The sequence below is a fragment of the Vibrio sp. D173a genome, assembly GCF_030248475.1.
In genome coordinates this window covers 1-10,780 of sequence record NZ_JAHGAH010000185.1, presented here as the reverse complement: position 1 = coordinate 10,780, position 10,780 = coordinate 1, and the positions used below count along the sequence as shown (strand labels likewise).

General features: G+C 45.2%; 10 protein-coding genes. 2 read left to right on the top strand and 8 right to left on the bottom strand.

Annotated elements, in window-relative coordinates:
• Positions 1-140: 140 nt before the first annotated feature.
• From KIV40_RS18255 to rppH, 5 genes are read right to left on the bottom strand one after another with little or no spacing between them, the layout of a single operon-like run.
• Complete coding sequence (locus KIV40_RS18255; protein WP_005434888.1) at positions 141-992, bottom strand: thymidylate synthase; 852 nt, start codon at positions 990-992, stop codon at positions 141-143.
• A 9-nt stretch (positions 993-1,001) separates the two neighbouring features.
• On the bottom strand, positions 1,002-1,823 hold the full coding sequence (lgt, locus tag KIV40_RS18250; RefSeq protein ID WP_005428620.1) for a prolipoprotein diacylglyceryl transferase: 822 nt from the start codon (positions 1,821-1,823) through the stop codon (positions 1,002-1,004).
• Positions 1,824-1,862: 39 nt separating this feature from the next.
• Positions 1,863-2,654 carry a sulfite exporter TauE/SafE family protein gene (locus tag KIV40_RS18245; RefSeq protein WP_038888989.1) on the bottom strand — a complete coding sequence of 264 codons (792 nt, stop codon included), beginning with the start codon at positions 2,652-2,654 and terminating at the stop codon, positions 1,863-1,865.
• Positions 2,655-2,660: 6 nt separating this feature from the next.
• Positions 2,661-4,907, bottom strand: a complete 2,247-nt coding sequence (gene ptsP, locus KIV40_RS18240; protein ID WP_285350613.1) for a phosphoenolpyruvate--protein phosphotransferase — start codon at positions 4,905-4,907, stop codon at positions 2,661-2,663.
• A gap of 9 nt (positions 4,908-4,916) precedes the next feature.
• A complete protein-coding gene (rppH, locus tag KIV40_RS18235) occupies positions 4,917-5,435 on the bottom strand; it encodes an RNA pyrophosphohydrolase (protein ID WP_005434895.1) in 519 nt (172 codons plus the stop codon).
• A 619-nt stretch (positions 5,436-6,054) separates the two neighbouring features.
• On the opposite strand from rppH, the gene mutH reads away from it, so the two are divergent.
• A complete protein-coding gene (mutH, locus tag KIV40_RS18230) occupies positions 6,055-6,735 on the top strand; it encodes a DNA mismatch repair endonuclease MutH (protein WP_012127036.1) in 681 nt (226 codons plus the stop codon).
• Here mutH and KIV40_RS18225 read toward each other — a convergent pair whose 3' ends face one another.
• Positions 6,736-7,047 carry a DUF6482 family protein gene (locus KIV40_RS18225; protein ID WP_005447906.1) on the bottom strand — a complete coding sequence of 104 codons (312 nt, stop codon included), beginning with the start codon at positions 7,045-7,047 and terminating at the stop codon, positions 6,736-6,738.
• Between the two features lie 155 nt (positions 7,048-7,202).
• Here KIV40_RS18225 and KIV40_RS18220 point away from each other — a divergent pair, with 155 nt between their 5' ends.
• Complete coding sequence (locus tag KIV40_RS18220; protein WP_012127035.1) at positions 7,203-8,237, top strand: NADP(H)-dependent aldo-keto reductase; 1,035 nt, start codon at positions 7,203-7,205, stop codon at positions 8,235-8,237.
• A 124-nt stretch (positions 8,238-8,361) separates the two neighbouring features.
• On the opposite strand, the gene KIV40_RS18215 is transcribed toward KIV40_RS18220, so the two are convergent.
• Complete coding sequence (locus KIV40_RS18215; protein WP_005534145.1) at positions 8,362-8,613, bottom strand: hypothetical protein; 252 nt, start codon at positions 8,611-8,613, stop codon at positions 8,362-8,364.
• A gap of 508 nt (positions 8,614-9,121) precedes the next feature.
• The gene (gene vpsR / locus KIV40_RS18210; protein WP_285350610.1) at positions 9,122-10,456 is read right to left on the bottom strand and encodes a cyclic-di-GMP-binding transcriptional regulator VpsR; all 1,335 of its coding nucleotides are present in this window, start codon (positions 10,454-10,456) and stop codon (positions 9,122-9,124) included.
• Between the last annotated feature and the right edge of the window lie 324 nt (positions 10,457-10,780).

Genomic DNA, 10,780 nt, shown 5'->3' with positions numbered 1-10,780 from the left:
GCTTCAATAAAGGTGCTTTGGGAAGGATGGTTTAAACTACAAACCATCCTTGAGGGCTACGAACTCGCAATGTCTCTTGATCACTAGACTTGTGATCAAGAGACAGCCCATAAAGGCGGCTTAGAAACTCAATATACTCGTTAAACTGAGAACGGGTACTGAATTGGATCGTGATGCTCGTAGCCTTCCACCCAGAAGTCATCTAGGGTTACCCATGTTTCTAAATCTTCTAGAGATTTGATTTCTGGGTTAATGTGGAAGGTTGCCGCTTTTAGTGGCTCACGCTTCAACTGGATGTCACGCATTGGAGCAAGCTGATCTTCGTAGATGTGTGCGTTAACAATCTTATGGTAAGCCTGGCCAGGTTTCTTACCTGTAATTTGCGCCATGATTGCCAAGAACACATACACTTGAACCATGTTGAAATTCAGACCTAGCGGAACGTCACAAGAGCGCTGCGTGCTGTTTAGGTATAGCGTGTCACCTAAAAGTGAGAAGTGGTGGCTGTACATACATGGACGTAAACAGCCCATATGGAACTCACCAGGGTTGTAAAAGTTTAGGATTTCACCACGGTCATCAACACCGCGCGTCAAATCATCCACAATCTTACGCAGTTGATCGATATGACCGCCATCTGGCTTCGCCCATGAACGACCTTGAACGCCGTATACGCGTCCCATGTCGTCTTCGCCCTTACGGAATGGGTTGTTCAACCATGCTTCATTTAGGTTTGCGTTCGCATCCCACGTTTTGGTACCCAGCTTACGGAAATCTTCTGCGTTGTCGTAGCCACGGATGTAACCAAGTAGCTCAGCAACTGCCGCTTTCCAAAAGCTCTTACGTGTCGTCACTAATGGGAATTGATTGTTAGCAACATCGTAGGTCAAGTCTGCGTTGATCACCGTCAGGCAACGTTTGCCTGTACGTTCGTTTTCAACCCAAGTGCCTTGGTCAACGATACGCTGACACAAATCTAAATACTGTTTCACACCAATTCCTTACTTCGTTTCTGCTTGGACTTTGTCTTGGTAAAGACCACGTTTGTACGCCCAAACCATCATAAGGATACCCAGAATGATCATCGGTGAGGATAGGATTTGCCCCATCGAAATGTAACCACCAAATAAACCAAGCTGTGCATCCGGTTCGCGAACAAACTCAACTAGGAAACGGAATGTACCATATCCAGCTAAAAATAGCCCTGATACCGCACCTAAAGGACGAGGCTTTTTGATAAACCAGTTAAGGATAAAGAACAGCACAATACCTTCTAGGAACATCTCATAAAGCTGAGATGGGTGACGAGGCAGTGGGCCACCGTTCGGGAAGATGATCGCCCATGGCACATCCGTTACACGTCCCCAAAGTTCGCTGTTCATGAAGTTACCCATACGCCCCATACCAAGACCAAATGGTACTAACGGCGCGACAAAGTCCGCCACACCAAAGAAAGTTCGACCATTCTTATGTGCGTACCAGAACATTGCGGTGATAACACCTAGCAAGCCACCGTGGAATGACATGCCGCCAGTCCAGACTTTGAATAGGTATAGAGGATCGGCTAAAAACAAATCAAAGTTGTAGAAAATAACGTAGCCAACACGACCACCAATCACTACCCCAAGGAAACCCGCGAACAACAAGTCAGAAACTTGCTCACGCGTCCAACCACTACCCGGCTTATCTGCGCGACGATTTGCTAACCATAGTGCGAACATAAAGCCGACTAGGTACATCAAACCGTACCAACGAACAGAAACAGGACCAATAGAGACTAAAACCGGATCAATATTGGGAAATTCTAAATATCCCTGAGACATAACTCATTCTCTTCTTATTACTAATAAAACAGGTGGACTTTACAGCAGCATGGTCGCTGCAACAAACATCAAGAACACGGCAAAGATCTTCTTCAAGACCGCCGTAGGAAGGTTGGTTGCCATCTTCGCGCCGACTTTCGTCGTGAGCATCGACGTCATCGCAATCGCCGCTAAAGCTGGCAGGTAAACATAACCCACACTGTAGTCAGGTAGCCCTTCTACTTTGTAGCCATGTAAGATAAATCCAATCATGCCTGAAATCGCAATCACGCAGCCACACACCGATGAGGAGCCAACCGCTTTACGCATTTCAATACCATGCTTGTTTAAGAAAGGCACTGACAGTGAACCACCACCAATACCAGCAAGACTCGATACCACACCAATTCCCGTTCCGTACATCATAGTGACCGGACTACTTGGCATTGGCTTCTCGCTTTTCGTCTTAATTGAGCGAAACATTTGTACAGCTAGACACAGCACAATCACCCCAAAGACTTTCGGTAAGTAATGCGTTGGGATCCACTCGGCAATATTGGCACCAACAAAACCGCCAATCACCACGCCAGGCATCAGCCATTTGACGACGAACATATCGACGTTGCCAAGCTTAAGGTGGTTAAGTGCAGAAGAACCAGAGGTCACGATGATACTCGCCAATGACGTTGCTAACGCCATGTGCATGCTCATTTCAGGAGAGATACCAGCAAGAGGAAGAAGGTAAAGTAGCGCAGGTACGACAATCAGTCCGCCCCCGATACCAAGAAGCCCCGCCATCACGCCTACGAAAGCGCCTAGCGCGAGCAATAATATAAATAAAGAGATGGTCACTGTTACCTACTTCTTACCTGCACGAATAAAGCCAGCAAAGCCTTGCTGGATAAAGAAATCATGCATCATTTGATGGATTTCTTGCCCGTAAGAGCATGACATGGCTTTTTCGACGAGTTTTTCGAGTTCTTTTTGTTGGCTATGACGAATCAAATATTTCACCTTAGCCACGTTCGAGGTGTTCATACTCAAACTGTTGTAGCCTAAGCCCAACAGGAGCAACGCACCAAATGGATCACCAGCTAGCTCACCACAAATACACACAGGCACTTGATATTGGTGGCAAACATCGTGAATTTGTTTTAACGCTAACAATACCGCTGGATGCATGGATTCATAGACATCCGCAACACGGGAATTGTTCCGATCGACAGCCAACAAATATTGCGTTAAGTCGTTGGTACCGACAGAAACGAAGTCAACACGGTGAGCGATAGCCGGCAGCAAGTACACCATTGAAGGCACTTCGATCATCACCCCTACCTTCGGAGCTTGAATTCGCTCATCCAGCAGCACCACCTCGCTGTAGGCTTGATTAATGAGTGCGACGGCGTCGTCGAACTCTTTAATGCCTGACACCATTGGCAATAAAATGCTCAAGTTGCCACTTTCCACACTCGCCCTTAGCATCGCTCTCAATTGGATCAAAAAGATATCTGGATGATCCAAGGTAAAACGAATACCACGCCAGCCTAAAAATGGGTTGTCTTCATCAATAGGCAGATACGGCAATGGTTTATCACCACCGATATCTAGGGTACGCATTACAACGCGTTGATTCGGGTAACTGTTCAGAATCGCTTGGTACTGATGATACTGCTCATCTTCTGACGGAAAGTGATGCTGAAGTAAAAAAGCGATTTCCGTTCGATACAAACCAACGCCATCAACACCGGAGTTGATCGCAATATTGCTATCGGCACTCAAACCCGCGTTGAGCATTACTTCAACATGGCAATCATCTTGCGTGATCGCAGGCAGTGCTAAGTCTTTGTTCACCATGGCGAACAATTCAGACTCTTCACTAACAAGGCTACGATACTCGCGCAGAAGCTGCTTGTTCGGTTCTAAATAAATCTCACCAGTGTACCCATCAACAATGCCGTTCTTACCATTTACGACGCTGGTGTTGATGTTCGCGCCCATGATGGCAGGAACACCCAATGCACGTGAGAGAATCGCAGCGTGAGAGTTTGCAGCACCTTCTAGTGACACCACAGCCAACAGATGTTGCTTTGGAATTGATGCAAGTAAAGTCGCCGTAAGTTCATTGGCAACCAAGATCACCGGACGATCAATCGAGGCATGCTCTTGCTCACTGTTGTGCAAGAAATACAGCAGACGTTGTCCCAACTCTCGAATATCTTGCGCGCGCTCACGCAGGTACACGTCTGACATACGCGCAAAGCGGTTCGAGTAGGTTTCAACAACTTGGCGCAATGCCCAGTCAGCACGATCGCCTTTTTCAATCTGCTTCTTGAGATCGCCACGCAGCATTGGATCGTTGAGTAAGTGAGTAAAAAGGTCGAAGATCGCCAAGGCGTCTTTATTGATTTCACTGTCGAACTTCTTGCGCATACGACGAAAATCGCTCAGCGCCCTTTCCACCGCGACCGCAAGCAGTTCATGCTCTCGTTCTTTATCTAAGGCAGAGGCAGGGAAAACATCGCTCAAATTAGGCTGGGTATTGTCAAACCAAAACTCACCTATCGCGACACCCGTTGAAGCTGGTAGCCCTTTAATCACCGTTGGTTTAGAGGCAAGTTGCCAATGACCGAGATTTTGCGCATGGGCAATCAGTATTGCAATCTGAGCAGACAAGGTAACAAGGAAAGACTCTTCCATCTCACTGAACAAACGCGGCGTTTTCTGCTGGATAACCAACACACCTAATACTTGCTTACGATGGATGATCGGGGTACCAAGAAAAGAGTGGTAAACCTGCTCACCCAATTGAGGAAAGAATTTGAAATCAGGGTGAGTGAAAGCCTCAGCCAAGTTTAACGGTTCTGCACTGCGCTTCACCAAACCGACCAAGCCCTCATTGAAGTTGATATGGATGCTATCGCCTTCAAAAGTAAGGCCTTGAGTTGCCATTAACTCAAGGCGCTGCATTTCTTCATTAGCAAGGTAAATAGTACAACACTCAGTGCATAGGGCGGCGCAAGTCTCTTTTACCAATATGTCGAGTGCCAGATGCACGTCATCGACTCTGGAGACTTTTTCAACTATTTCCCTTAGCTGACTGAGCATGTTAATCCTCTATCTACGTTGCTTTTTTCTTTTCCCTTTCGTCTTGCGCTCTCGAAAAGGCATGGCTAAAGATGCAAACTCTTTCATTGCTCGACGGTATACGTCACGCTTGAAAGAAACAACTTGCCTAACTGGATACCAGTAGCTTACCCAGCGCCAACCATCAAATTCAGGGGATTTCCCACGCTGCATATTAATGCGGGATTCATCGCATTCTAATCGCAGCAGAAACCATTTCTGTTTTTGGCCGATACAAACAGGCTTGGAGTCCCAACGCACCAATCGCTTTGGTAGCTTATATCTTAACCAATGACGACTTGTTGCGATGATCTTAACGTCTTTTTTCGTCAGACCGACTTCTTCATATAACTCCCTGAACATGGCTTGTTCAGGTGTTTCACCTTCGTCAATCCCACCTTGTGGAAATTGCCATGAGTGTTGCCCGTATCGTTTAGCCCAGAAGACCTGACCATGGTTATTACATATCACAATACCAACATTGAGTCGGTAACCATCGCCATCTATCACTGGCTAACCTCTATGAATAATTTTTTATTACCGTGATTTTTCCACATATCCCCATTACTAGCAAACTTACTGATGTGATATGAGCAAGATTTATTAGCTTTTGGCCAATTTTGGATATCTTTTGAACAGACATTATTTTATCAACACAAGATTGAGACATAACCCACATTTATTCACCTTTTCTGTGAATAACTTTGTGAAGAAAACGCTATCAACAAAGAATTTTGTTCAAAACCATCACAAGCGCCAATTTCAATAATGACAACAAAAAAACAGTAAATTATTGATTATAAATACATATATTTAGATTTCGTTGAATTAATGATCTTACTTTTCTTGATGATCTTTTCACCAAATACAGATCGGTCAAAGATCGCACAATCGGTTATTTATCCACATTGGACAGGTAGGACTTCATGACATCTCAATAAAATCAAGCCTCAATCATGTCTTAAACCCCTGTTTATTCATCCAGCCCACATAGAGATCCTATTGGTCACTTCCTAATCTGTGGATAAGTTATGGATTGATCATTCTTAATTCAGCTCGATGAAATCTTCGACAGAGGATTTTATTCAAATTTGTTAGACTAGACGTTTTCCAATACCACCTTGTCATTATGAAACCAGAACCACAATCCGAAGCTGAACTGATGGAACGCGCGCAAGACATTGCTGGCTTAAGCTTTGCCGAGCTCGCTGAGGAAGCTGGCATGACCGTTCCTGAAAACTTGAAGCGCGATAAAGGTTGGGTCGGTCAATTACTCGAATGGCACCTGGGTGCACCAGCCGGCAGCAAGCCTCAGCAAGATTTCGCCAAACTTGGGATCGAACTAAAGAGCATTCCAATCGGGTATTCTGGCAAACCTTTAGAGACTACCTTTGTCTCTGTTGCCCCACTGACTGGCGTGCAAGGTTTAACATGGGAAACCAGCCATGTACGCAATAAACTATCCCGTGTGCTTTGGGTACCAGTAGAAGGTGAACGTGAGATTCCGTTGGCTGAGCGCCGTGTCGGCAGCCCGTTGATTTGGTCGCCAGATCAAGAAGAAGAGCAGATTCTGAAAAATGATTGGGAAGAATTGATGGAATTGATCGTACTAGGTAAGTTTGATCAAATTTCCGCCAGACACGGCGAAGCACTGCACTTACGTCCGAAAGCTGCAAACGCGAAAGCTTTAACGGAAGCGTACAGTTCGAACGGAAAACCGATCAAAACCCTGCCTCGTGGTTTCTATCTCAGGACACAGTTTACTGAGCAGATCCTACTGAAGCATTATATTAACGCCCAATCAGAGTGATTAATGCGTTACCAGTGACAGTTCAATGTCACAGTAAGAGGCTGCGCCATCGCTACCAAATTCATCGTAAGCGTTGTGCAGTCTCAAGTAAGCTTTATCAATCCCTAACCTAAGCAGTTCCTCTTTTACCAAATCTAACGACCCAAAATGAATCGGATCTTCGCCATCTTTGATTGGCTCTAGTTGGTGTTTGTACTCCACTGCTAATAGATAGTCAGAGACATCAGAACAACCTATCACAAAGACCTTCGGTGTTTTGTAAGAGTCCTTGTGGTGGCCATGCAACCACATGTCGAGTTGATGCTTCTGCATAATGCACCTCCTTCACAAGATCTTTTTAAGTCTAGTTAGCGTATTGATAAGTTTCGAGTTAACGACATTGAGAAACCTAAATCATTTGCGACCACGGCTAAAAATCCCCTATATTGGAATGACTTATTCAGTCGGTAACTCTTCAAGGATGTGAAATGCAATATACAAAACTACCGCACTCATCACTCGAGATCAGTAAGATCTGCCTTGGCACTATGACGTTTGGTGAGCAAAATACCGAACAAGAAGCGTTTCAACAGCTCGACTTTGCCCTCGATCATGGGGCGAATTTCATCGATACTGCCGAGATGTATCCCGTTCCGCCGAAAGCTGAGACACAAGGACTCACTGAGCAATACATAGGTAATTGGCTAGCGAAAAGCGGTAAGCGTGAGAAAGTCGTATTGGCAACAAAGGTCGCAGGTCCACGCAACGTTCCCTACATTCGCGAGAACATGAGCTTAAACCGCCGACATATCCATACCGCGATTGATGACAGCCTTAAACGCCTACAAACGGATTATGTCGATCTATACCAACTGCATTGGCCACAACGTCAAACCAACTGCTTTGGACAGCTCAACTACCCTTACCCAGATAAGCAAGAAGAAGTCACGCTGATCGAAACACTTGAAGCACTGACTGAGTTAGTCAAAGCGGGCAAAATACGTTACATCGGTGTATCGAACGAAACCCCATGGGGCGTGATGTCACTACTGCGTTTGGCAGAGAAACATGATCTGCCGAGAATCGTTTCCATCCAAAACCCATATAACCTATTAAACCGCAGCTTCGAAGTTGGTTTGTCTGAAATCAGCCACTACGAAGGCGTTCAGCTACTGGCTTATTCGCCGCTGGCATTTGGTTGTTTGAGTGGTAAATACCTAAACGGAGCGAAACCTGAAGGCGCACGTTGCACCATTTGGGAGCGCTTTGCTCGCTACTTCACCCCGCAAGGCGTAAAAGCCACCGAAGCGTATGTAAACCTAGCTCGTGACCACGGTTTAGATCCTGCGCAAATGGCGCTGGCATTTGTCAATCAACGCCCATTTGTGGGTTCCAACATCATTGGCGCAACTAACCTAGAGCAGCTCAAATCAAACATCGACAGTATCGATGTTCATTTAAGTGAAGAATTGCTCAATGACATCCAAGCGATTGGCACCACTTACTCAAACCCGTGTCCGTAGCGTTTTATTTCCCAATGGACCAAAAACAAAGAGGCTGACCACAATGGTCAGCCTCTTTGCATCAGTGAGTTAAACCCAAGTTGAACCGAATATATGTGAGTGACAGTTCCACTTGGGTTACTGATTACGTTGGTATTCGCGCAGTTAAAACACGGCGAAGATGACGAACTCGGCGTTCAACTTTGACAGCATCAGGCACACTGACATGATTTGTACGACCTTCTTTATCTAAGCCAATATCTTTTAACAAGTGCTCATTTGTCCAAGGGATTTGATGAGCATTACGGCGAACCATACGTTGCCATTGCTTTTCTTCACGTTTCAAATCAGCTTTCAAAAGCACGGTGGCCAATTTCAAATAGATAGAGTGACGCATAATTTTTCTCCAAATAGCGATAGATAATCGACTGGGAAAAATAGTTGGCTAATTACACAGAGAGATTCTGTTGAGACTAAGCCGCTACTTTTCCGCAGCCTAGAAATAAGAGGTAGGTTACGGATTAATTTAATCTAATGAGCCAGTGGCGTCTTGTTTGATCGCTTCGAAGGTTGAGCGAACATCAGACATACGATCAGCGCAAGCAGTGGTGTTAACAACGTAATGTTTCATCTTGCGCCTCCTAGCTAAAAATTAATCCGTGATTGATGTGGTATAACTCATTGATTTACCGTTGAATTGTAAGCAACAGAGGATATTTATCAAACCATTTTTGTATTTTTGCTTAAAAACAAACCATTAGCCTAAAATCAGGTTGCATATGTTTTTTTGAATAACATATTCAACTAAGGAATATATAAAAACTCGAGTTTTATAAATACTCAGCATTTACGCACAAAAAAGGAGCGACATTCCGCTCCTTTAATCTTGCTGCCAGATAGACGGTTTATACCGTCTGCTCTGAAATCAAGTTGTGTTTGTTCAGTAATCGATACATGGTAGCACGCGATACACCAAGCTCTTTTGCGGCATTCGATACCTGACCGGAGTGCGACTCCAACACCACCAGCAATGCATCTCGTTCGCTCTTCTCACGAATCGACTTCAGACTGCGTTTTGAGTCGTTACGTTGAGGCAAGTCTAGGTGATGCACTTCAATCATGACGCTATCAGACATCAGAACTGCGCGTTTCACTTGGTTCATCAACTCACGGACGTTACCTGGCCAGAAGTAACGCGTCAGCGCCTTCAAAGTATCTTCCGAGAAGCTCTTTGCCTGTGAGTTGTACTCTTTTGAGAATTCCTGCAGGTAGAAACGCGCCAACAAAGCGATGTCACTCGCACGCTCTTTCAGGCTTGGAACGTTGATACGTAGTACGTTGATGTAATGGTAAAGCTCTTCATTGAAGTCACCATCGATTAGTGCTTTCTCAACGTCGGATGAGTTCGCAGCCAGAACACGCACATTAACGTTTTTCGCGCCATCGCGAGTCTCAATCGTACCTTCTTGCAAGAAGCGCAAGAGATTCATCTGCTGCTCTTTCGAAATCGTTAAGATGTCATTGAAAAGAACGGTACCGCCATCGGCTTGCTCAAGTAGGCTTGGCCCCATCTCTTCATCGGCATCAATACCAAACACTTCCGCTTGGAAACGTTGCTCGTTGAGTGCACGACAGTTGATTGACAAAAATGGCTTGTGAGAGCGTGAAGAGACTTTATGAATCGCACGCGCAACGGCCTCTTTACCTGTACCGCTTTCGCCGTAGATAAGAATACTCACATCCGTTGGACCAATACGTTTCACTTGATCACGCAGACGCTTCATTGGGATAGATTCACCAATCAACCCCATGTCTAGGCTATTACCAAAGCTCGGCCAGACTTTCTTCTCTAGTTTTAGCATGCCCAATTGGTGGCCAATGGTGCTTAGCAGCTGCGCATCTGGGATTGGCGCAGTGAAGAAGTCGATACAGAAGTTCACGATGAACTGACAGATGGTATCAGTTCCAAGTTGAGATTCGCGGATGAACGCCAACCAACGCACGTGCTTATGAGAACTCACTAAGTTAGCTAAACCGTTAAGACTGAACTCATCATGGCTGAGGTCAACTATACCAATGCATGGTCCAATATCTTCTAACAATGTGTTGGCTTTACGTAAGTCACCCACTTGGTGACACTTCCATCCCACTTGTTCTAGTACTGATAACCAAGGTTCGTAAGTACCGCCAACTACGACTAGCGATCCCGGAATGGAATCCATCTTAAACTGCCCAGCCATTCTTTAACCCTTATTGATTGTTGATAGAAATTTCGCTCCACAAACCCATCTTTGCGAACGGGTAACATTATCGAGACTGTGCCTGACGAAGTCTGTCTCAATATTAAGACTATGCAACAGATTGAGATTTGGCGAATGGTTATTTGACTATACCATCCGGACTTAAATGCAAATAGTTGAATTAGCTCAAATTAAAGTTACATTCTGCCAGAGCGAAAAAAACGGCCCAAATCAAGGACCGTTCGTATGAGTAAGACTCGCTATCCAGTTCGCTCCAAACACGTTAAGTGATAGGAGTTATCATTCGTGAGGCTTTTTTGTAAC